General features: G+C 71.3%; 19 protein-coding genes. 6 read left to right on the top strand and 13 right to left on the bottom strand.

Annotated elements, in window-relative coordinates; genetic code table 11:
- Window positions 1-2,814, bottom strand: a complete 2,814-nt coding sequence (locus ACWEGE_RS31210; RefSeq protein ID WP_449664023.1) for an nSTAND1 domain-containing NTPase — start codon at window positions 2,812-2,814, stop codon at window positions 1-3.
- Window positions 2,815-2,944: 130 nt separating this feature from the next.
- Window positions 2,945-3,442 carry a SigE family RNA polymerase sigma factor gene (locus tag ACWEGE_RS31205; RefSeq protein ID WP_449664022.1) on the bottom strand — a complete coding sequence of 166 codons (498 nt, stop codon included), beginning with the start codon at window positions 3,440-3,442 and terminating at the stop codon, window positions 2,945-2,947.
- A 152-nt stretch (window positions 3,443-3,594) separates the two neighbouring features.
- Between ACWEGE_RS31205 and ACWEGE_RS31200 the strand changes: the two genes are divergently transcribed.
- From ACWEGE_RS31200 to ACWEGE_RS31190, 3 genes are all read left to right on the top strand, one after another.
- Complete coding sequence (locus ACWEGE_RS31200) at window positions 3,595-4,482, top strand: hypothetical protein (RefSeq protein ID WP_449664021.1); 888 nt, start codon at window positions 3,595-3,597, stop codon at window positions 4,480-4,482.
- 166 nt (window positions 4,483-4,648) lie between these two features.
- Entirely contained in the window at window positions 4,649-5,011 is a 363-nt protein-coding gene (locus ACWEGE_RS31195) for a YciI family protein (RefSeq protein WP_449664020.1), read from the top strand.
- A 20-nt stretch (window positions 5,012-5,031) separates the two neighbouring features.
- Window positions 5,032-6,246: an RNA polymerase sigma factor gene (locus tag ACWEGE_RS31190; RefSeq protein WP_449664019.1), complete on the top strand. Its 1,215-nt coding sequence runs from the start codon at window positions 5,032-5,034 to the stop codon at window positions 6,244-6,246.
- A 19-nt stretch (window positions 6,247-6,265) separates the two neighbouring features.
- Here the strand turns inward: ACWEGE_RS31190 and ACWEGE_RS31185 are convergent, their stop codons facing one another.
- The 4 genes from ACWEGE_RS31185 to ACWEGE_RS31170 all read right to left on the bottom strand — a co-directional run bounded on the left by ACWEGE_RS31185 (window position 6,266) and on the right by ACWEGE_RS31170 (window position 11,116).
- Complete coding sequence (locus tag ACWEGE_RS31185; protein ID WP_449664018.1) at window positions 6,266-7,729, bottom strand: family 43 glycosylhydrolase; 1,464 nt, start codon at window positions 7,727-7,729, stop codon at window positions 6,266-6,268.
- 51 nt (window positions 7,730-7,780) lie between these two features.
- Window positions 7,781-9,550: a DUF1996 domain-containing protein gene (locus tag ACWEGE_RS31180; protein WP_449664017.1), complete on the bottom strand. Its 1,770-nt coding sequence runs from the start codon at window positions 9,548-9,550 to the stop codon at window positions 7,781-7,783.
- A 266-nt stretch (window positions 9,551-9,816) separates the two neighbouring features.
- The gene (locus ACWEGE_RS31175) at window positions 9,817-10,545 is read right to left on the bottom strand and encodes a cupin domain-containing protein (protein WP_449664016.1); all 729 of its coding nucleotides are present in this window, start codon (window positions 10,543-10,545) and stop codon (window positions 9,817-9,819) included.
- 13 nt (window positions 10,546-10,558) lie between these two features.
- Window positions 10,559-11,116, bottom strand: a complete 558-nt coding sequence (locus ACWEGE_RS31170; protein WP_449664015.1) for a TetR/AcrR family transcriptional regulator — start codon at window positions 11,114-11,116, stop codon at window positions 10,559-10,561.
- Window positions 11,117-11,216: 100 nt separating this feature from the next.
- Between ACWEGE_RS31170 and ACWEGE_RS31165 the strand changes: the two genes are divergently transcribed.
- From ACWEGE_RS31165 to ACWEGE_RS31155, 3 genes are all read left to right on the top strand, one after another.
- The gene (locus tag ACWEGE_RS31165; RefSeq protein ID WP_449664014.1) at window positions 11,217-11,594 is read left to right on the top strand and encodes a DoxX family protein; all 378 of its coding nucleotides are present in this window, start codon (window positions 11,217-11,219) and stop codon (window positions 11,592-11,594) included.
- 14 nt (window positions 11,595-11,608) lie between these two features.
- Window positions 11,609-12,481 carry an RNA polymerase sigma-70 factor gene (locus ACWEGE_RS31160; protein ID WP_449664013.1) on the top strand — a complete coding sequence of 291 codons (873 nt, stop codon included), beginning with the start codon at window positions 11,609-11,611 and terminating at the stop codon, window positions 12,479-12,481.
- A gap of 138 nt (window positions 12,482-12,619) precedes the next feature.
- Window positions 12,620-14,317: an SdrD B-like domain-containing protein gene (locus tag ACWEGE_RS31155; protein WP_449664012.1), complete on the top strand. Its 1,698-nt coding sequence runs from the start codon at window positions 12,620-12,622 to the stop codon at window positions 14,315-14,317.
- Window positions 14,318-14,361: 44 nt separating this feature from the next.
- On the opposite strand, the gene ACWEGE_RS31150 is transcribed toward ACWEGE_RS31155, so the two are convergent.
- From ACWEGE_RS31150 to ACWEGE_RS31120, 7 genes are all read right to left on the bottom strand, one after another.
- Window positions 14,362-15,183, bottom strand: coding sequence for a hypothetical protein (locus ACWEGE_RS31150; RefSeq protein ID WP_449664011.1), 822 nt, complete (start codon window positions 15,181-15,183; stop codon window positions 14,362-14,364).
- Window positions 15,180-15,809 carry a hypothetical protein gene (locus ACWEGE_RS31145; protein ID WP_449664010.1) on the bottom strand — a complete coding sequence of 210 codons (630 nt, stop codon included), beginning with the start codon at window positions 15,807-15,809 and terminating at the stop codon, window positions 15,180-15,182. Before ACWEGE_RS31145 ends, ACWEGE_RS31150 begins: the two co-directional genes overlap by 4 nt.
- A 21-nt stretch (window positions 15,810-15,830) precedes the next feature.
- Window positions 15,831-16,931 carry a hypothetical protein gene (locus ACWEGE_RS31140; RefSeq protein ID WP_449664009.1) on the bottom strand — a complete coding sequence of 367 codons (1,101 nt, stop codon included), beginning with the start codon at window positions 16,929-16,931 and terminating at the stop codon, window positions 15,831-15,833.
- Window positions 16,932-17,093: 162 nt separating this feature from the next.
- Entirely contained in the window at window positions 17,094-17,648 is a 555-nt protein-coding gene (locus ACWEGE_RS31135; protein WP_449664008.1) for a GTP-binding protein, read from the bottom strand.
- Window positions 17,649-17,664: 16 nt separating this feature from the next.
- Window positions 17,665-18,036 carry a DUF742 domain-containing protein gene (locus ACWEGE_RS31130; RefSeq protein ID WP_449664007.1) on the bottom strand — a complete coding sequence of 124 codons (372 nt, stop codon included), beginning with the start codon at window positions 18,034-18,036 and terminating at the stop codon, window positions 17,665-17,667.
- Window positions 18,033-18,458, bottom strand: a complete 426-nt coding sequence (locus tag ACWEGE_RS31125; protein ID WP_086851216.1) for a roadblock/LC7 domain-containing protein — start codon at window positions 18,456-18,458, stop codon at window positions 18,033-18,035. The genes ACWEGE_RS31130 and ACWEGE_RS31125 overlap by 4 nt, the downstream gene beginning before the upstream one ends.
- 53 nt (window positions 18,459-18,511) lie before the next feature.
- Window positions 18,512-20,911, bottom strand: coding sequence for a nitrate- and nitrite sensing domain-containing protein (locus tag ACWEGE_RS31120; protein ID WP_449664006.1), 2,400 nt, complete (start codon window positions 20,909-20,911; stop codon window positions 18,512-18,514).
- Window positions 20,912-21,276: the final 365 nt, after the last annotated feature.

Below are 21,276 nucleotides of genomic sequence, written 5' to 3'. Positions count from 1 at the left end.
CTACGGCCCGCGCCGCTCCACCCGGCCGATCGCGCGGTCGACGTCGGTGTCCCAGAAGTAGACGAACCGGTTCAGGTCCGTCGATACCAGTTGCCGGCCGCCCGGGTTGAAGGCCATGGAGGCGAACAGTCCGGGATCGGCGAAGTCGAGGTGCTTGCGGGGATGTCCGGGGTCCGACACGTCGAGGAGCTGGATGCCGGGCGCCGGACCCGGGATGGCCAGTGCGTTGCCGTCCGCGCTGAACTGGGCGTTGCCGCTGCCCGGGGCCACCGCGATCGAGGCGAGCTGCCGGGGGTGGGGAACCGTGAAGTCGGGGACGTCCCACAGCCGCAGCGTTGTCGCCGTGGTGTCGGCGAGGTCGCGGGTGACGAGTGTGCGACCGTCTCGGCTCGACGTCGATATCTGGCCGATTTCGGGTGGCAGCCTGGAGATTTCGGTCAGTGAGGACGACCCTTGGTCGACCTTCCAGACCTGGTAGTACTCGTACTCTCGTTGCCGGATCAGGATGATGCCGTCGACGCCGAGAGTCATTTCGTCGGAATACTGCGGAAATCCCGAGATGCCACGAGGTTCGCGAGGGGACTTGATGGACCAGAGCCGCGGTTCGGTGGACTCGGTGCCCGCAATGGACAGCAGGTCGCCGTCGGGACTGACCGCGGCCGGACCGGAGAGGGGGATGCCCGCCAGCACCAGCGGCCGCCGGGGATCGCTGACGTCGATGAGCCGGGTGGTGCCGGATCCGTCCCCCACCACCAGCAACCGGCCGTCGGGGCTGAAGGCGAGTGACGGGGTGCGGCTGGGGTCGGTGGCGATCGAAGCCAGCTTGGCCGCCGACGGCAGGCCCCACAACTGGACGCCGCCGGCGAAACCCGTTGTCGCCAGCAGGCGGCCGTCCGGGCTCAGCTCGCTGCGGACCGTCTCCACGTCCGGCGGGAGGCGCACCCGCCGGGCAGCGGCCGACACGAGGATGTCGCGGGCCTCGTCGGTCGGGGCGAGCCGGTACGCGGCCAGGCCGAGCTGTGCCGCGTGCGTGGTGTCGTTGTTCGCGTAGAACCCGCGGGCGTCGGCCGCCAGCTGCCGGGACGTGGCGATCCGCTCCAGCGCGCTCGCTCGTTCGCGCTGCCGCACCGCCACCGCGGCCACCGCCGCAGCCGCGACGAGCAGGACGGCGAGAGTCGCGGCGAGCCACCGCAACTGCCGCGTGCGCCGCCGCCACACCGACTGCTCGGCGGTGTCCGCGGCCAGACCGGCGTCGAGGAACTCCTGCTCGTCGGTGGTGAGCAGGGTGCGGGAGTCGCGAGCCCACTCCCGGACGACCGTGAGCCGGGTACCGCGGTAGAGCACGCCGGGGTCGTGGTCCAGGTCCCGCCAGACGGCGGCGTCGTCGGTGAGCCGGCGTTGCAGCCGCAGGCCGTCGCGGTCTTCGTCCAGCCAGCCGCGCAGCCGCGGCCACGCGCGGATCAGCGCCTCGTGCGCGATCTCCACCGCGTCGTGGTCGAGGGTCAGCAGGCGGGCCCGGGCCAGCGCGTCCAAGACCACGACCGTGTCGGGCGTCAGGTCGAGCTCCCGGCCCGCGATCCGGCGCCGGGTGTCCTCGGTTCCCTCGCCCAGCGCGACCGAACGCAGCAGGATCTGCCGCGCCCGCTGCCGCTGGTCGCCGCTCAACGTCGTGTAGGTGTGCTCGGCCGTCCGGGCGATGGCGCCGTGGATGCCGCCGGCCTTCTCGTAGCCGGACAGGGTCAGGGCGTGCCCGTGGCGGCGGCGCCAGGTCTCGAGCAGGGCGTGCGACAGCAGGGGCAGCGAGCCGGGCCGGCCGGTGGTGTCGGCGACGATCCGGTCCATCAGCGCGTTCTCCACGATGAGCCCGGCACGCGCGGCGGGCCCGGTCACGGCGGCTCGCAACTCGTCCGGACGCATCGGCCCCAGCAGCTGCTGCGCACCTTCGATCGCGTCGGCGAGATCCCGCTGCTGGGCGCAGTGGGTGTAGAAGTCGGTCCGGATCCCGAGCACCACCCGGCACCGGCTGCCGTCCTCCTGCGTCGCGGCCAGGACCGCCCGGAGGAACGCGGCGCGCTCGCCGTCGTCGGTGCACTGGGTGAAGACCTCTTCGAACTGGTCGACCACGAGCAGGAGATCGACGCCCGCCGGGTGCGCGTCGACGACCTGCCGGACGATCAGGTGCAGGTTCCGCGGCTCGGCGGCGAACTCGGCCTTCAGCCGCCCCGGGGTGCTCCCGGTGAGCCGCGCGAAGCGGATGGCGCACTCCTCCAGCGGGTGCGCCCCCGGCGTCAGCAGCACGGCGGGCCAGGGGTTGCCGTCGCCGAGGGCACCGGTGCGGGCCGCCGGCAACAGCCCGGCCCGCAGCAGCGACGACTTGCCGGCACCCGAGGCACCGAACACCGCGACCAAGCGCCGTGCGGCCACCTGCCGCGCGAGCGCCTCGATGGCCCCGTCCCGCCCGAAGAAGCGATCGGCGTCCTCCGGCTGGAACGCCGCCAGCCCGACGTACGGGCACTCTGTGCCGTCCGCCTCGGCGGGCGCCGGAGGATCGGCCTCCGCGGCGACGGCGTGCCAGCGTCGCTCCCACTCTTCGGCGTCGCCACCACAGGCTTTGACGTAGGCCAGGGTCACCGCGAGCGTCGGCAGCTTGCGGCCACCGGCCGCGTCGGAGAGCGTGCCCGCCGCGTAGTGCGCCCGCCGCGCGAGATCCCGGTACGTCGGCGTGCCTGCCGCCTGGCGCAGCCGTCGCAGATCCACCGCGAACCGGGTCAGCGCGTCACCGTCCGGATCAAGCGGTCGCTCACGACGCGGCAATGGTGTCCCCCTCCCCGGTTGCCACCATTGTTCTGGCGTGCTCTTCCGGCGTCCAGCGCCTGAACTCGTGTGGGTGGCGACCGGGTGGGGGACTACGGGTTCCGGCGGGATTTCCGGCGGCCGGTTCCGGTCAGCCCACGGCCTGCTTGCCGTTGCCGATCCGGAGGCGGAGGACGCCGAGTCCGCGGGAAATGTGGCTGCGGACGGTCCCGACCGCGCATTCGAGCAGTTCGGCGATTTCGCGGTCGTCGAGGTCTTCGTAAAAGCGCAGCACGATCGCGGCCCGCTGTGATCGCGAGAGGGTGGCCAGCAATTCGGCGAGCTGCCCGGCGTCGGCGATCCTCTCCGCGTGATCGGGAACGGCCGTCTCGGTGAACCTCGTGACGTCCTCGGTGGGCTGCACGGACCGCTGGTACCAGCGGCGGCGCCAGGAGAGGTAGCCGTTGACCACCATTTTCCGCAAGTACAGCTCCGGGCGTTCGGCCGCGGTCACCCGCCGCCAGTGCTGGTGGGCGCGCACCAGCGCGTCCTGCACCACGTCCTGCGCGAGGTCGCGGTCGCCCGTCAGGACGGCCGCGAACCGCACCAATTCGGGCAGCTCCTCGCGCGCGAACTCTTCGAAGTGCACATCAAGTTAGATGCCCGAACCCCGCTCTGCCGTTGCGCCGCCGCCGGAATTTCGCCGAGTTGCCCGGCTTCGGACGCGACCGCAACGGATGCGCCCGGCAGCGGCATCTTAAGTGTGTGCAGCCGAAGGGATCCGGGCCGAAGGAGAGCATGATGACCGACCTCGACGCGTTGCGCCGCACCCTGCGCGCACAGGAGTCGCTGGCGCCCGACCCCGATGCCGTCCTCGCCGTCGCCACCCGCCGGATCCGCCGTCGCCGCACGGCCGCCGTCGCCGCGGTCGTGCTCGCGGTGGCCGCACTGGGCGCCGTGGGCGCGGTGGCCGCCGGTGTGCTGGCCCGGGGGACGGCGGCGGTTCCCCCGGCGTCGCGGGTGAATCCCCCGCCCGCCGCGCTGCCGGTCGCCGAGCAGGTGCCGCCGTCCGCCCCGGCGGTCAGCCTCGACGACAGCTCCTGGAAGCTGTCGGCGTGGGCCACCCGCCCGCACTTCGCCAGCGTGCAGTACGGGCAGGCCCGGCACTACGGCTTCGAGATCGAACTCCGTGACGGCACGGCACCGCGCAGCGCTTCGGCGGCGAAGCCTTCGGAGGCCGGGCAGATCCCGCACCCGCAGTCGGTCATGTGGCAGGACGGACCGGACCGCTGGATCCGGGTGCAGACCTCGAAGCCGGTGACGTCCGCGGAAATGCTCGCGCTGCTGGGGAAGATCCGCGCCACACCGCCGGTGATCGACTCCCCGCTGAAGTCGGTGCGCGTCCCCGACGGGCAGAAGGTGGCCACGTTCACCAGCGAGCCCGAAACCAACACCTTGGTGCTCTGTCCCGGGTCCGAGGTGGCGAAAGTTCCCCTCGACACCGCGTGCTTCGCCCTGACCGTGTCGCTGACCAGCCGGGGAGCGGCCGGGGGTGACGCCTTCCCCGGGGACCCGCTCCCCGCGCGCCGGTCGCGGACCCTCGGGGCCTACACCGTCGAAATCGCCAGCTCGGCCGCCAACGGCCAGGCGGCGCAGGCGTTGCTCGACTCGGTGCAGCTCAAGCGGTGAACCGCGGTGCGCCGCCGAACCCGGTGGCCAGGTCCGTCCCCGCGGCGCCGAACGACACCCGGCCGGGCGTGAAAAACTTCCTCCGTCGCCGTGTCGATCCGCGCGCCGCCCGTTCGACCTGAGGGCGCACGGGCCGGGAAGCGGCCCGCCGGACGAGGAGACCGAGTTGCCGAAGTACATGCTGATCATGCGGGGCACCGACGAGTCGAACGCGGCCATGATGGCGAACATCGACGAGATGGTGGCCACCAGCCGCCGGTTCATCGAGGACCTGTTCAAGGCCGGTGTCCACGTCGCGGCCGAGGGGCTCGACGACCCCGCCAAAGGGGTCGTCGTCGACTTCGGCGGCGAGACCCCGGTGGTCACCGACGGGCCGTACGGGGAGACCAAGGAGCTCTTCGGGGGCTTCTTCCTGATCGACGTCGCTTCGAAGGAGGAGGCCGTCGAGTGGGCCAAGCGGGTGCCCGCGGCTCCCGGGGCCAAGGTCGAGGTGCGGCGGGTGCCCGGCAGCGACGAAATCCCGCAGTGACCCGGCGAAACAGTGACCCGATGCGCACCCCCGACGTGGAAGCCGTCTGGCGGATCGAGTCGGCGCGGATCGTGGCCGCGCTGACCCGGTTCACCGGCGATTTCGGGCTGGCCGAAGACGCCGCCCAGGAAGCCGTGGCCGAGGCGCTGGTGTCGTGGCCGCGCACCCCGCCCGCCGATCCGGCGGGCTGGCTGATGGCCACCGCCCGGCGGCGGGCGATCGACGTGATCCGCCGCCGGGTCGCCCTGCGGGACAAGTACGCCGTGCTGGCGGCCGTCGGGTCCGTGGCCGAAGAGGCCGACCCCGAGCGGATCGACGACGACGTGCTGGCGCTGATGTTCGTCAGCTGCCACCCGGTGCTCTCGCCCGAGGCACGGGTGGCGCTGACCCTGCGGGTCGTCGCCGGGCTGTCGAGCCAGGAGATCGCGCGGGCGTTCCTGGTCTCCGTGCCGACCGTGCAGGCCCGCATCACCCGCGGCAAGAAGACCATCGCGGCGGCCGGGGTGCCGTTCGAGCTGCCACCGCCCGCCGAACGCCGGGAGCGGCTGGGCGGCGTGCTCAGCGTCATCTACGTCATCTTCACCGAGGGGTCGACGGCCACTTCGGGGGACCGCCTGATGCGTCCCGAAGTGGCGTACGAGGCGATCCGGCTGGCCCGCACGCTGGCCGCGCTGCTGCCGGCCGAGCCGGAGGTGCACGGCCTGCTCGCGTTGTGCGAGCTGACGGCCGCGCGCTTCCCGGCCCGGACCGCCTCGGACGGTTCGCCGGTCCTGCTCGAGGACCAGGACCGGCGCCGGTGGGACGTCTCGGCGATCCACCGCGGGCTGGCGGCGCTGGCCAAGGCGTCCGCGGGCGGCCTCGGCCCGTACGGTCTGCAGGCGGCGATCGCGGCCACGCACGCGGCGGCGCCTTCGGTCGAGGCGACCGACTGGGACCGGATCGTGCTGCTCTACGAGGCGTTGGGCCGGGTCGCGCCGTCGCCGGTGGTCGAGCTCAACCGCGCGGTGGCCGTGGCCATGGCTTCGAGTCCGGCGGAGGCACTGGCCATGGTGGACGAGCTGGTCGTCTCCGACCGGCTGTCCGGTTCGCACCTGGTCCCGGCCGTGCGCGGCGAGCTGCTGACCCGCCTCGGCCGGCTCCCGGAAGCCCGCGCCGAGCTGGAGCTGGCGGCCCGGCTGTGCGCCAACGAGCGGGAACGTTCGGTGCTGCTGCGGAAGGCGGCCGAGCTGACCTGAAGATCCGGCTTCTGCGGATTCACGACGTTTCGGCGGGCTCCCGGTGTCCCGCTCGGTCGGTCGAGTAGCGGAACTCCTGCAGGGACACCGTTCCGGCGAGGGCTTCGACGCCGATCATGCGGCCCGTGAAGCCCGCGGCGACCTCGGTGGACAGGTAGCGTCCGTCGAACGCGCCGAGCACCCGGGTTTCCTCGCCGAGCACGGACAGCTCGACGAGGTCCGGCTCGTCCGCTTCCCGCAGCGGACCGGAGGGTTCCGGCCGCAGTGCCCGGATCCGCAGCGACACCACCGGACCCGCCGCGACCTCGGTGACGGCCTGGACGACCGGGCCGATCGCCAGCACCGCCGTGACCTTGGTGCCGTCGGCCGTGAGGCCGTAGGAGTGCCGGTCGTCGATGCGCACGACGAACGAAGCGGTGCCGCGGGAAACGTCGATGCGGGCCTCCGCCGTCCAGTGCTCGTCGAGCGCGCGGGTCAGCAGCGGACGTCCGGCGGTGAGGACCAGCTCGCCCGGCCGGACCCGGCGGGTGAACGTCTCGGGTCCGGCGCCCGGGGCCACCCAGCGCGGGTGCGGCTCGGCGAAGTCGTCGGTGAAGCCGTGGTCCGACGGCGGGACCGGGTACCGGTCCTCGGCCACGACGGGCCAGCCGTCGACCCAGTCCACGCCGGCCAGGAAGGTTTCGCGGCCGTTGACGTGGAACTGCGGTGTCTTGCCGCGGGGCCGGACGCCCAGGTACACCATCGCCCAGCTGCCGTCGGCGCACCGGAGGAGATCGGCGTGCCCGGTGTTCTGCACCGGGTGCGTCGTGCTGCGGTAGGTCAGGATCGGGTTCGAGGGCGCCGGTTCGTACGGGCCTTCCAGCGTCCTGGCGCGCGCGATGGTGACGGCGTGGCCGCGTTCGGTGCCGCCTTCGGCGAGCAGCAGGTACCACCAGCCGTCGACGCGGTACAGGTGCGGGCCCTCCGGCGCGGCCAGGCCGGTGCCGTTCCACAGCAGCCGCGGCTCGGCGAGCGCCGCGCCCGTGGCCGGGTCGATCGGGACGCTCGCGATGCCCGGCAGGTCGGGCCGGAAGGACGCCCACGTGAGGTGGCAGCCGCCGTCGTCGTCCCAGCAGAGGTCCGGGTCGATGCCGGTGGTGCCGGGCACGTGGACCGGGTCGGACCACGGACCGGCCGGGTCCTCCGCGGTCACGATCAGCTGGCCGCGGTCGTCGAGGATGTTCGTGGTGACCAGGTAAAAGCGGCCGTCGTGGTGCCGCAGCGTCGGCGCGAAGACGCCGGTGTTCGCGGCGCCCTCGCTCGGCGGCAGCTGGCTCGGCCGGGTCAGTGCGTTCCCGATGAGCTCCCAGGTGACGAGGTCCGTGCTGCGCCGGATCGGGACGCCCGGCACGTATTCGAAGCTCGAGTTCGCCAGGTAGTACGTGCCGGCGGCCCGGCAGATCGACGGGTCGGGGTGGAAGCCCGGCACGATCGGAACCGTCATTGAGACTCCTCACGGGTGCCCGCCGCCGTCCGCGGCGGGCACCCGCGCGGGTCAGGCGTTGCAGGTCTTGTTGCGGTTGATGCAGTTGACGACCTGGTTCATGATGCGCTGCGACATCACGTTGGCGAAGTCGTCGTGGTCGGACAGCGGGTTGTGCTTTTCGGACGGGAACGAGTCCACTTTGTACTGCTTCTTGACCTGGACGTCGTGCGGGATGTCGTAGACCAGCGTGGTCCGCAGCTGCGGCACCGCCTTGAACCCGGCGGCGCAGCGGCCGTTCTTGTCCGGGAACACGATGTGCGTGCGGTGGTTGGCGCTGTCGGTGTTCTTGCCGTCCCAGCAGCTCGGGAAGTCGTGGATCCGCTCCACCTTGCTGCCCTGCGGGCAGATCGGGTACTTGTCGGTCAGCCGGTTCTCGAAGCCGGTGCAGGTCCACGCGGCCCGGGTGTTCTTGGTGCCGTTGATGGACGGCTTGGCGTCACCGCTGAGGGCCCGCAGGAACTTCGGCATCGCGACGACCTGGCCGGCCGGGCTGCCGCGGAAGGTGATGCCGACCTTCGCCGGGCGCTGGATCTGGCCGTCGTTGTCGGGGAGTTCGTTGTTGGCGTCCGGGCCGGGCAGCGGCGGCGTCGCCGTCGCCCCACCGTTGCCGCCGTTGTTGCCGCCCTGGCCGAGGCTGCACGGCGCCAGGGCGTCGAGACCCTGCGGCTTGGCGGCGGTGCGGCCGATGGCGATGGCCATCCGGTCGATGGTGGCGACGCGCTTGTCCTTGAGCGGGCCGAGGATGGCGTTCTGGACGAAGTTGGGGCCGCCCTGGCCCTGGGTGCTGACCAGGCGCTGGTTCGCCTCCTGGAGCTGCGTGTTCAGCAGCTGGAGGTTGCGGTCCACTTCGGCCTTGGCCGACGCCGGGACGGCGGGCAGCTTGCTCGCGACGTCCGGGCAGGTGATCTGCTGCACCGCGCCGCCGGGGGCGCCACCGCCGTTGCTCGCGGGGTTGCCGCCGCTGCCGGCCTGCTCCTTGAGCGTGCACGGGGCGAGGACGTCGAGGCCCTGTGGCCGGGCGGCGGTGCGGCCGATCGCGATCGCGATGCGGTCGATGGTGGCGACGCGCTTGTCCTTGAGCGGGCCGAGGATGGCGTTCTGCACGAAGTTCGGGCCGCCCTGGCCGCGCGTGCTGACCAGCCGCTTGTTGGCTTCGTCGAGCTGCGTGTCGAGCAGGTCCAGGTTGCGGTTCACCTCGGCCATCGCCGAGTCGGGGACGTCGGGCAGGCGGCTGGCGACGTCCGGGCAGGTGATCACCGGGGAGACCGCGTCCTGGGCCGCCTTGTCGCGGTCACCCTGTGGGGACTTCGCGGGCGGGTTCTTCTCTTCGTCCCCGGTGTCGATGCGCACGACCGGCCAGAAATAGGCGGATTTGTCGCCGTTTTTGCACGTGGTCCCGGCGGCTTCGAGGCTCTTGTTGTTCGAGTCCGCGTTCGACGAGAGGTTGCCGACGTAGTCGTGCAGGTGCTGGGCGCCGTTGCGCACCCCGGGCTGCGCGACGAAGTTGTCCGGGTTGAAGTGCTGGTTCTCGTTGCGGCCGCAGTCCACGGTGAAGGTGCCGGTGGACGCGCCGCGCGAGTTCGCGGGCGCGAAGTTGTTCGGCTTCACCTTCAGGATGTCGATGTAGAGCGACGGATCGGCCTCGTCGGCGCTGGCCTGGTCGGACGCGCCGAAGGTGGTCGCCACCGCGATGCCGCCGGCGGCCACGGCCAGCGCGAGGACGCCGGTGGCGATCTTGGTGCGTCGGGAGATGCGGTGCTTTCCCGCGTTTCCGGGCATGAAGTGACTCCATGAGGTTCAAAGGGGACAGAGATTCCACTGGCCCGACACCAGTGGCGTGGTTCTCTGTTAGCGATAACAATGTCCGCCTTGTGAAGAGTCAACCGATTGTTTCCGGGAGATCAACGGGCGGCGGGCACGGCGTAATCGTGACCCGTGCGCGGCCCGTTGTCCAGAACTTTGTCGCGTGAGGAAAGAGTTCGGAAATGTGGTGAACCGCCGTGAACCGGGAGCCGTGTACCTCGGTGAGGCGTGGAGTGCGCCGGTCAGCTGTCCAGCATGGTCAGGCTCGGTGTCTCGCCTGGTCCGGCCGGGAAGTAGGCGAGGAAGGTGACCCCGTCGCCCTGCGGGTCGAACCGGGCGATCCGCGTCGATTCGGGTTCGTGGAAGACGTCGCCGGGGGTGAGCACGGTTTCCGGTTCCCCGTCGATCTGGTAAACGGCCGAGCCGGTTTCGATGCTGCCGAACACCGGTCCGTTGTGGACGTGCAGGCCGAGGTGTGCGCCGGGGGCGATGGTGATCCGGCGGATTTCGACGTGATCGATCACGCGGGGCGCCGGGAGCCGCTGGTCGAGCAGCAGGGTACGGGTGAAGGCCGGGACGGCGGCGGGCTCGCCGTCGCCCGCCGGGTCGCCGAGCTCGGTCGGGGTGCCGTCGGCGGATAGTTCCTCGATCGCCAGGTGGGTCATCGACGTCGTGTCGGTGGCGCCGTGCCAGTGCCACTCGCCGGCGGCGACGCGGACCGTGTCGCCCGGCCGGATCAGCTGGGCCGGGCCGCCGCGGCGCTGGACGTAGCCGGTGCCCTCGGTGACGACGAGGACCTGGCCGAGCGGGTGCCGGTGCCAGCGGGTGCGGGCGCCGGGGGCGAACTGGACGCGGTCGACGCGGGTTCGTGACGGGCCTTCCGGGACGGCGAGCGAGGTGATCCACGCGCTGCCGGTGACCGCATCGGCGGGGGCGGCGGTGCTGGTGGACGGAACGCGGCGGACGTGCACGGGTACTCCTGGGTCAGTGGGCGGCGAGCAGGGCGAGCACGCCGGAAACGGCCTGGTCGAACGGTTCCGGGGTACCGGCGGCGCGGGCGAGCACGTACCCGCCCTGCAGGACGGCGACGATCGTGGCGGCCAGCGCGGTGGTGTCCAGGGTGGCGGGCAGCTCGCCCGCGGCGCGGCCTTCGTCGAGGACCTCGGCCAGCCGGACGCGCACGCGGGTGAGCGTCTCGTCGACCGGGGCGCGCAGGGCCGGGTCGGCGACGATGTCGGGGTCCTGGGCGAGCCGTCCGATGGGGCAGCCCTTGAGGACTTCGCGCTCGCGGCGCAGGTAGGCGGCGATGCGCTCGACGGCGGTGCCGGGCGCGTTCAGCTGCGCCTCGGCGGCGGCCAGCAGTTCCTCGGCGCTGCGCTGCACGGCGGCCAGCGCGAGGTCCTTCTTGCCGGCGAAGTGGTGGTACATGCTGCCCTGGCCGGCGCCGGCGCGCTGCTGGATGGCCTTGGGGCTGGTGCCGACGTAGCCGCGTTCCCACAGCAGTGCGCGGGCGCTGTCGACGAGCTGGTCCCGGGTTCCCATGGGCGCTGACTGTACATACTAGTAGGTACAGAATCAACGCTGTCACAACTTCGCGGCGGGCGGTGTCTTGAGGCCGGAGATCGTCCGAGAGGAGAACGTCATGGACCTGGCACTGTGGATCGCGGCCGGCCTGCTCGCCGTCGTGGCCCTGACCGGAGGCGTCGGCAAAGCGTTCGTGCGGCCGGAGAAGCTGGCGGCGGCCCCGGGTGGCGAATGGACGGCGGCCGCCGCGCCCGGCTTCGTCAAGAGCCTCGGCGTCCTGGAACTGCTGGCCGCGCTCGGGCTGGTGCTGCCCGCGGTGACCGGGATCGCGCCGGTGCTGGTGCCGGTGACCGCCGTCTGCTGGGTGCTGCTGATGGTGGGTGCGATGATCACCCACGTCCGCCACGGCAGCGCCGCCTTCGCCGTGCTGAACCTGGCCTACCTGGCCGTGGCGGCGTTCGTTGCCTGGGGGCGCTTCGGCGGCGTCGTCGCATGAGGGGGGTAAAGGTCATGACCGAGGCGTTCGTCGCCCACCGGAACCTGCTGTTCACGGTGGCGTACGAGATGCTCGGCTCGGCGGCCGACGCGGAGGACGTCCTGCAGGAGACGTGGTTGCGCTGGGCCGAGGTCGACCAGGAGGGGGTGCGCGACGAGCGTGCGTACCTGGTCCGCATCACCACCCGGCTGTCGCTCAACCGCCTGCGCACGATGCAGCGCCGCAAGGAGGCCTACGTCGGGCCGTGGCTGCCGGAGCCGCTGCTGACGACGCCGGACGTGGCCGAGGACGTCGAGCTGGCGGAAAGCGTGTCGATGGCGCTGATGCTGGTGCTCGAGACGCTGGCGCCGACCGAACGCGCGGTGTTCGTGCTGCGCGAGGTGTTCGACGTCGGTTACGACGAAATCGCGGAGGCGGTGGGGAAGTCCCCGGCCGCGGTCCGGCAGATTGCGAGCCGGGCGCGCCGGCACGTGGACGCGCGAAGGCCGCGTGAAGCGGTTTCGGCGCGCGAGACCCGGGCGGTGCTGGAGTCGTTCCAGCGTGCCCTCGAAGGCCACGACATGCAGGGGCTGATGGATCTGCTCGCCCCGGACGTGGTGCTGATGAGTGACGGCGGCGGGGTCAAGCAGGCGGCCCTGCGCCCGGTGTCGGGCGCGGACAAGGTGGGCCGGTTCATCGTCGGCGGCATCGGCAAGGCGGAGGTGGAAGTGACCGGGATCCCGGTGGTGGTCAACGGAAACCCGGCGCTGGCCCTGCACGTCAACGGCGAGTTCGACGGCATCATGGCGGCCCGCGTCGAGGGCGGGCGGATCAGCGGGCTGTACTTCGTGCGGAACCCGGAGAAGCTGACGCGGGTGGAATCGGAGACGCCGCTGACCCTGCGGTGAGGGGGAAAGGCGCCGGTTCCCGTAACGCGGAACCGGCGCGGCACGACCCTGGCTGCGCACCGCGAACCCGCGGTGCACGACGGCTCGTCCCCGGCCTCGGCGGATCGGAATCCTGGTACGCCAGGGAAGGGTTGACCCATGCGAAGAATCTCCGGGGTGCTCCGCATCCCGTTGGTGTTGTGCTGCGCGCTCGCGCTCGCGGTCGGTTTCGCGCCGGCGGCCTCGGCGACGGTCCTTTGGCCCGACGAACAGGCGATGATCAACACGAGCACCTACCGGTACTCGTACCTCTACGACGTCGGCGTGGGACACGCCATCTCCCACGAGCAGTTCGCCCGGCCCGCGGTCACCGCGTTCTACCGCGCCGAGGGCGGCTTCGACCGCAACTTCATGGTCTGGGCGCCGATCGTGGCGATCGACCGGCCCCACGAGTTCTGGAACGGGTGCGACGGGAACACCGGCGGTCTCTGCCCGCACGTCCGTCCCGGCAACCAGCAGATCTACGACGAGATCGGGACCGGACAGATCCACGTCAAGTACTGGAACGGCGCCTTCATCGGGGTGGCCTGCGGGAACTTCAACCACGGCGGCACCGGCCCGATCCCGGTGCTCGGCGGCACGAAGTACGAGGACGTCAACGGCGACGGCGTCCGGCAGCCGGGGGAGCCGGGCCTGCCCGGCTGGACGATCGACCTGTCCTACAACGGCACGCCGGTGGACACGGCTGTCACGGACGCCGGCGGCGCCTACACGTTCTCCTTGAACGCCAACGCGATGCCGGTCGGCGCGGGGACGTACACCCTCACCGAGCGCCCTCAGGCCGGCTGGGTCCAGTCGCACGCGCCGGCGCCCGTCACCGTCGGGTACGGCGTGGGGCAGGCGAACTTCGGCGGGAACGACTTCGGGAACTACCGGCCGGCGACGATCGGCGGCCGGAAGTTCGACGACCACGGCGCCGACGGCAGCGGGGCCGGTGACCCCGGACTGGCGAACTGGACCTTCGACCTCGACAACGGCGCCTCCGCGGTCACCGGAACCGACGGCGGGTACGCCTTCTCCGGCCTGCGCCCGGGCACCTACACCGTCCGCGAGCGGGACCAGGCCGGCTGGCGCCGGACCACGCCCGCCTCGGGGAGCACGACCGTGACCGTCACCAGCGGCCAGGTCACCGGGGGCGTCGACTTCGGCAACGTCTGCCTCGGCTCGATCGCGGTGACCGCTCCGGACGGGGTGACCACCCGGGTCGACGAGGTCGCCGTTCCGGGTGTTCTCGCGAACGACCCGCCGGCCCCGCGTACGGCTTCGGGCAGCGCAACCGTCGGCGGGCTGCTGCCCGGCACCTACCGGGTCACGCTGGTCCTGCCGGACGGCGTCTTCACCACCGACGCGGACCTCACGTCGCTGGACGGGAAGTTCGCCATCGTCAAGACGGTCACGGTCGCCGAGTGCGCAACGACCGCGGTCGCACCGCCGTTCGTCACCTCGCAGCCGGGCAAGATCACCGGCGGGGTCCGGATCCTCGTGCCCGGGGGCACCGCCACCGCGGGCTTCGAGTTCATGCAGCGCAAGGAAGGCCCGCGCGGCACGCTCGAGTACAACGACCACGGCAACGGGATCGACCTGCACACCTCGGACATCACCGGGATCTCGGTCTCCGGACCGGACGCCTACGTGTTCGGGCACGCCGTGCTGAACGGGGTGACCACGGGCTTCCGGCTCCACCTCGTGGACGCCGGTGAACCCGGGCGAGCGGACCGGTTCGAACTGCTGCTGGCCACCGGCTACGCGGCCGGCAACGGCCAGACGCTCGACGGCGGGAACGTCCAGATCCACTGATGAGGTCCCGGCGGTGTGCTTCCCCGCACGCCGCCGGGAGTACCTCAGCCCAGCCGCTCGTCCCAGCCGGCGAACGCGTCGACCAGGTCCTGCGGCGCCCCGGTCTCCCGCAGCCGCCGGGTCTCCGCCTCGATGTAGTACCGGTACAGCGGGATCAGCCCCGCCGCCAGTTCCGGCTCCGCTTCGGCCGGCTCCAGCGGGTGTCCCGCCCGGACGCGCCGGGCCAGCCGGACCAACGACGCCGCGGGGGCGTCCGGCTGCGCCAGGTACCACTCGATCGCTTCGTCGTTGTTCGCCGCCCGGCCCGTCGGGGTCGTGCCCGAATAGCCGAACCGGACCGGGAACAGCACCGCCTTCGTGAACCACACCTTGTCCACCAGCAGGCGTTTCGGCGTGCGGAACTCGGCCGTCACCTCGTCCGTGGCCAGCACCGCGATCGCGAAGCGCGCGCTCTCCAGCAACAGTTCGGCGGCCTCCGGGCGGGCGACCTCCGCGCGGACGTCCGAACCGGCCAGCACCCGGCCCTCGTCGGCCAGCTGCAGGCGGTCGAGCGCCGGGAAACGGCCGTCTTCACGGCCTTCGCGCAACGCCGGCAACGAGGCCCAGAACACCGAAAGCTTGCGGTGCAACGGGCCTCGTTCCTGCAGAGCCGCCGTCGTGCGCTCGACCGACGAGCGCGTGCCGTCGTCGACGGCGGTGAGCACCAGGGCCAGGTCGATGTCGCTGGCCGCCGCTGAGTAGCCGCCGTACGCCAGGCTGCCCAGCAGGTACGCGCCGATCAGCCGCTCTCCCAAGGCTTCCTGGTACGCACCGGCGGCCTCGAAAGCGATTTCCCTGGCCGCGGCGGCCGGTTCGGTGGTCGTCATGCCGCCACGGTATCGCGGCGGGCGCACTCGGCGATGCGGTCGGAAACCACCCCGATCACCTGCCACGCCCGGTCCAGCACCGTGATCGCCGCTTCCGGCGTCCAGTCGTCGCGCCGCCGCAGCACGTCGTAGCCCATCTCGAGGTGCTCGACGTCCGCTTCGTCGTGCAGCTCGAAGTATTCGTCGTCGGGGAACGCCTTCGTGCCCGCCTGGCTGAACACCAGGCTGCCCGCCTCGAGGGCGAGGTGGGCCAGTACCGCGCGCTGCACCCCGGGCAGGATCGCGAACTGGTCGACGAACCAGGACGCGCCCATCTCGATCACCGGGTCCCAGACCAGCTCCCGGTCGTCCGCGCGGCTGCGGGCGAGGATCTTGTCGTGCCCGACCTCTTCGGCCTGGTGCTCACAAGCGAGTGCGCGCAGTTCCGGGTCGCTCTCGAAGGTCACCCGGGCGCTGATCATCCGCTGGAAGGCGTTCGACCACGGCTGCAGGTAGGTGAGCACCGCCTTCTTCGTCTCCACCGTGGTGTGCTCGTCGGTCAGCAGCCGGATCAGGTCCGACGCCTCGTACTCCCGTTGCCGCTGCTCGTTGTGGCGGGCCACGCGCTCGACGTCCTGCTCGGTCACGTTCTGCTCCTTAACGGTGGTTCATCCGAGATCGACCGGCGAAAGGGGGGCGGGCGGCGGCCGGTCGAAGACCGGGAACCGGAAGTAGGTGGTGACGTCGCCCGGCCGGCCCGCGGCGCGGAAGCTCACCAGCTCCAGCACGCCGCGGCTGCCGCTCAGCGGCCCGGGCACCAGCGCGGCGGCGAGGGCGCGGAACCGGCCGGGGTCGACGCCCTGGTCGTGCAGCAGCGCGGCCGTGCGCTCCACCGCTTCGCCGTCGTCGGGCACGAGGGCGGGCAGCCGCAGGTACGTCGTGGACTCGGCGGCACGGTCCAGGCCGGACCGGAACGCCAGGCAGCTCAACGCCGCTTCCCCGGCTTCGGCGTCCGCGCCGGCCAGCGTCCGGTAGGCGGCTTGCGCCTGGCGGGAGTCGTGGTGGAGCGCAACCGCGGCGACGCGCTCGACCTCGGCGAGGTTCGCATCGTGGTTGCGGTAGTAGATTTTCACGCGGGCCTGCGCGTCGTCGGTCAGGTCGACGGCGAAGAACTCGATCTCGCGATCGCCTTCGACGGTTTCGACGCGACGGCGGGTGTCGGCCCAGGCTTCGGCCAGGCCGAGCCGCGCCATCGCTTCGGCCACCGCGGCTTCGCGGTGCGTGTGCGGCCACGAGTACAGGCCGAAGTACGTCTTGTGGACCACTCCGGACGGTGGCCGCCAGGCGATCGAATGCCACAGCGGCGCCGGCGACGGCCGGCCCGCGCGCGGGGTGAAAGTTTCGCGGACGTGGTCGAGGCGCCGGGTGCGGAAAACGCTCTCACCAGGCCAAACCACGTCGTGGCCGAGGCTGTCGAACAGGATGCGCAGCTCCGGCCGCGCCCCGGACCAGTTGACCGACATCTCGGCCGGGAAGCCGTCGTCCGCCACATAGGACGGCTGGGCGGGGACCGGGCCGATCCGTTCGTGCGCCCACGGCGGCAGCAGGGAGCGCAGCATCCGGGTGGTCCGGACGGACTGCTCCAGGGGGATCTCCAGCGCTTCGCACGCGGTGGACCACAGCCCACCCAGGAAGTCGCCGAAGAGACGACCCTGAGCCGGATAGTTTTCCCTTATATATTCAGGAAACTCCGGCACCCGACTCGTCACGATCGGATGCTATCAGTTGGATGCATGCTCAACTAAAAGGCTGCACCCGGGTGGTCCAGTCAATTGGGCCATGTGGGTACGCCGGTGACCGTTGCGGCCACGGAGGGCCACAACGGACACCGGCGGTGTCCAGAGGAGACAAAAGCGGACAACGCGCAGGTCTCAGACCCGCGCGGGCACCACCGTCATCGCGTGCTTGACCAACCGGATCAGCGCGAGCTTGCTGGAGTCACGGTCGCGTGCGTCACACATGACGATGGGCACACGGTCCGGGACGACCAGGGCTTCGCGGATCTCTTCGGCGGTGTAGCGCGGCGCGTTGTCGAAGCAGTTCACCGCGACGACGAACGGGATCTTCCGGCGCTCGAAGAAGTCGATCGCGGCGAAGCTGGTCTCCAGCCGCCGGGTGTCGACCAGCACGACCGTCCCGATCGCCCCGCGGGCGAGGTCGTCCCACATGAACCAGAAGCGCGCCTGGCCCGGTGTCCCGAACAGGTACAGCACGTGCCGCGGCGAGATGGTGATCCGGCCGAAGTCCAGCGCGACCGTGGTGGTCGTCTTCCGCTCGACGCCGGACAGGTCGTCGACGCCGGCGCTCGCCTCGGTGAGCACCTCTTCGGTGGTCAGCGGCGGGATCTCGCTGACCGAACCGACCATCGTGGTCTTCCCCGCGCCGAAACCGCCCGCGATGATGATCTTGACCGGCGTGGGGACCATGTCCGCCCCCGTGCCGTCAGTACTTGATGAGGCCATCGAGAACCGCCTGGAGTGTTTCGAGGTCCGGCGACTGCGCCGGGTGGTGGGCAGGGGACCGCGTGATGACGAGGCCGCGTTCGATCAGGTCGCCGACGAGCACGCGCACGACCCCCAGCGGGATCTTCACGTAGACGGCGATCTCGGCGACGGACACCGGGTGGCGGCACAGCTGCACGATCGCCACGTGCTCCGGCCCCAGCCCGGCCGGCTCCTGCTCCGAGCGCAGGGTCATCACCTGCGTCGACAGGTCCAGCCGCGCGGTACCGGCCGGTGTCCGGCCGCTGGTGATCGTGTACGGCCGGACCAGTGGCCCGGCGGCCTCGTCGTACCAGCCGTCTTCGGCACTCATGTGGCCTCCCGCAGCACCGACGCCGCTTCCCGCGGCGCGGACGCCATGTAGTCACCGACGCGCTTGACGAGCCGGCTCATCTCGTAGGCGATCATCTCGACGTCGACGTTGTCCGCGGCCAGCACGGCGAGGCAGGCACCCTGCCCGGCCGCCGAGACGAACAGGTAGCCGCGTTCCATCTCGATCATGTTCTGCAGCACCGGGCCGCGGTTGAACTGCTTGCTCACCCCCTTGGCGAGGCTCTGCAGGCTGGAGGCGATGGCCGAAAGCTGGTCCGAGTCGTCCTTACTCATCCCGGCCGACTTGCCGATCAGCAGCCCGTCGGCGGAGAGCACGATGGCGTTCTGCGCGCCGACCACGCGGTTCACCATGTCGTCGAGCAGCCAGTTGAGATCGGGTTTGGGGTTCCCGTACTCGTTCATTCGACTTCAGACCCTGACTTTCCTGTGTGGACTTTTCGTGTGTGTGCCGGGGACTACGAGTCGTCGTCCGGTCCGCCGCGCCCGCGGCGGGTGCCCTTGTGGAACGCCGCGAGCGTGCGCGCGGTGCCTTCCCCCGGCGCCACGACTTCGTCGGCGCTGTCGTCGGGTTCGTTCTCGAGCTGGGCGACGAGGTTCTGCTGCGGCTCGCGCCGGGGCAGCCGGGGCCGGTCGTCGGTCGGCCGCACGTCCGTTGCCGGGGTGACGACCGCCGTCTCCGGCGCCGCCGCCGGCACGGAGGGCAGGGCATCGGGCGGGGTGAGGGCACGTGCCGGGTACGGCCTCGGCTTGGTGTCTCGCTTCATCGGGATCTGACCGCTGAACGAGCTGGGCGTGTCCATCGTGCGGAGCGAGCTTTCTGCCGCCTGCGGCGCCGGGGCGCCCACCGGGGCGAGGACCGCGGTGGTCTCCGCCGGTGAGGTCGTTTCCCCGGCCTGGTCGGCGTGCTCGCCGGCCAGGTGCTGGGTGGGGATGAGGACGGTGGCGCGCAGGCCGCCGTAGCGGGACGGGTCGAAGGTCACGGTGATGCCGAGCCGAGCCGCCAGCCGGGCGACCACGAACAGGCCGAGGCTGGAGTCGGCCCGCAGCGCCATCGCGTCGAACTCGGGTGCTTCGGCCATCATCGCGTTCGCCCACTCGCGGACGCCGTCCTTCATGCCGAGCCCTTGGTCCGAGACGTCGACGACGACGCCGCGCGCGACCATCCGGCTGGTCACCTCGACTGGCGAGCCGGGCGGCGAGAACGACGTCGCGTTGTCGACCAGCTCGGCGACCAGGTGGATCGTGTCGGCCACCGCGGCGCCGACGATGGCGACGTCGGCCACCTGCTCGACCTGGACCCGCGCGTACTGCTCGGTTTCCGAGACGGCGGCGCGCAGGACCTCCATCAGCGCGACCGGCTTGCGCCAGCGGCGGCCGGGCTGCTTGCCGCCCAGGATGATCAGGTTTTCGGTGGTGCGGCGGGCGCGGGCGGCGAGGTGGTCGAGCTGGAACAACGCCGCCAGCTGCGTCGAGTCGTCCTCGCGCGCTTCCATCTCGTCGAGGATCTGCAGCTGCTGGTGGACCAGGACCTGGTTGCGGTGCGCGATGCCGAGGAACACGTTGTGCACACCGCTGCGGGCCTTGGCCTCGCTCGCCGCGGCGTTGACCGCGGTCAGCTGGGCGACGTTGAACGCCTCGGCCACCTGCCCGATCTCGTCGCGGCCGTGGTCGAGCCGGGGGAGCTCTTCCTTCAGGTCGACGGCTTCGCCGCTCTTCAGCCGCTCCACGATGTCCGGCAGCCGGTTGCGGGCGAGGTCGAGCGAGTCGTTGCGCAGCCGGGCGAGACGCGTCATCAGTGCGCGGTCGACGAGCGAGCGGGACACCCGGACCGCGACGATGATCGCCGCCAGCGACGCGAGCAGGGCCACGATGCTGCCGATGATGACGTTGCGCAGCTGGGCGTCGCCGGCGTCGATCGCGGCGGCCGAAACCTTGTCCGCCTGGGTGATCGCGAGGTCGTTCAGGCTCTGGGCGACCTGCGTCGTGGCGTTCTCCCAGTCCGTTTCGGACACCGGCACCGACTTCTGCTCCCCGGCCGACCACGGGCCGTGCTTGACGAGCGCCTCTTCGGCGGTCGCCAGCTGGCGCCAGGCCGTGCTGGTGGTCAGTGCCTGGTACTTCTGGCGGACGCCCGGGTCGAGGAACGGCGCGACCTGCGCCAGCTGCGTCCGGTAGAGCCCGGACAGCTGCGCGAACTGGGCGAAGTCGCCGGGCGCGAACGTGCCGGCGGAGAAGGCCGTCGAGACCAGCGATGTCTCACGCGACATCATGTCGCCGGCGCGGAAGACCGAGGTCGCCGTGATGCCGCCGGTGGCGGCTTCGGAGTCGGGGACGATCCGGGCCTGGGTGTCGAAGAGGTTGGACGCGGTGTCCATCACGCCGTTGTAGTAGGAGTTGACCTGCGCGCGGTCGATGCTGCGGAAGCTGATCTGCGAGCGCAGCACGGGCAGCTGGTCGAACTGGGCCTTCAGCGCGTTCACCTTGGACGCGATCTCGTCCGGCGCGTTCGAGATGGTCGCGGCGAACGCGTCCTTCAGCGTCGAGAGCTTTTCGTCGGTGGCCTTCTGCTGCTGCTGGAGCCGGGCCGGGCCCAGCGCCGGGTCGTCGAGGTACTGCAGCGCGGTCTGGCGTTCCTTCTGGAACTCGGCCAGCGCGGTCGCGGCGGGGATCGAGACTTCGCGCACGGAAGCCGCGACCAACCGGACGTAAACGCCGTTGAAGAGGAAGTAGGACGAGACCGCGATCCACAGCACCAGCAACGTGACGCTGGGAATGAGAACGGTCCTGGTCAGCCTTTTGCGGATCGACTTGTCGTACGGCTTGTCCGACTCGTCCCGGGGGTCTTTGTTCAGCACGGCGGTTCACGAACTCCTGAGTGACGGTCGGCGAGGAATGGGGACTCGGACGAGGAAGCGGACACGACGATGGGACACAGCGGCCGCCGTCACCCGTCTTCGCCTCACCCTCCGTGTTGCCGCGGAATCGATCAGGGTCCGTTTTTTACCACGAACCTCTGACACCCGTTCGGCGCGACCCGGCTTTCGGACACTCGTCCGGCTGGTGGCGAACGGTGTTTACCGTGTGCGCCGAGGCGATTACCGGCATTTGCTCTGGTACCGGCGCTGGAGGTTAATTCGAGCTGTCGATCACTGGGCCGAACGGGTGAAAGTGAATTCCGCCGGATCGGTGTGTGCGGTGGTTCGCGGCGAGGGAAGAAGGG

This window comes from Amycolatopsis sp. NPDC004747, from assembly GCF_053601335.1.
Note: the sequence above shows the minus strand (reverse complement) of the source record. Positions and strands in the feature narration are given on the sequence as shown.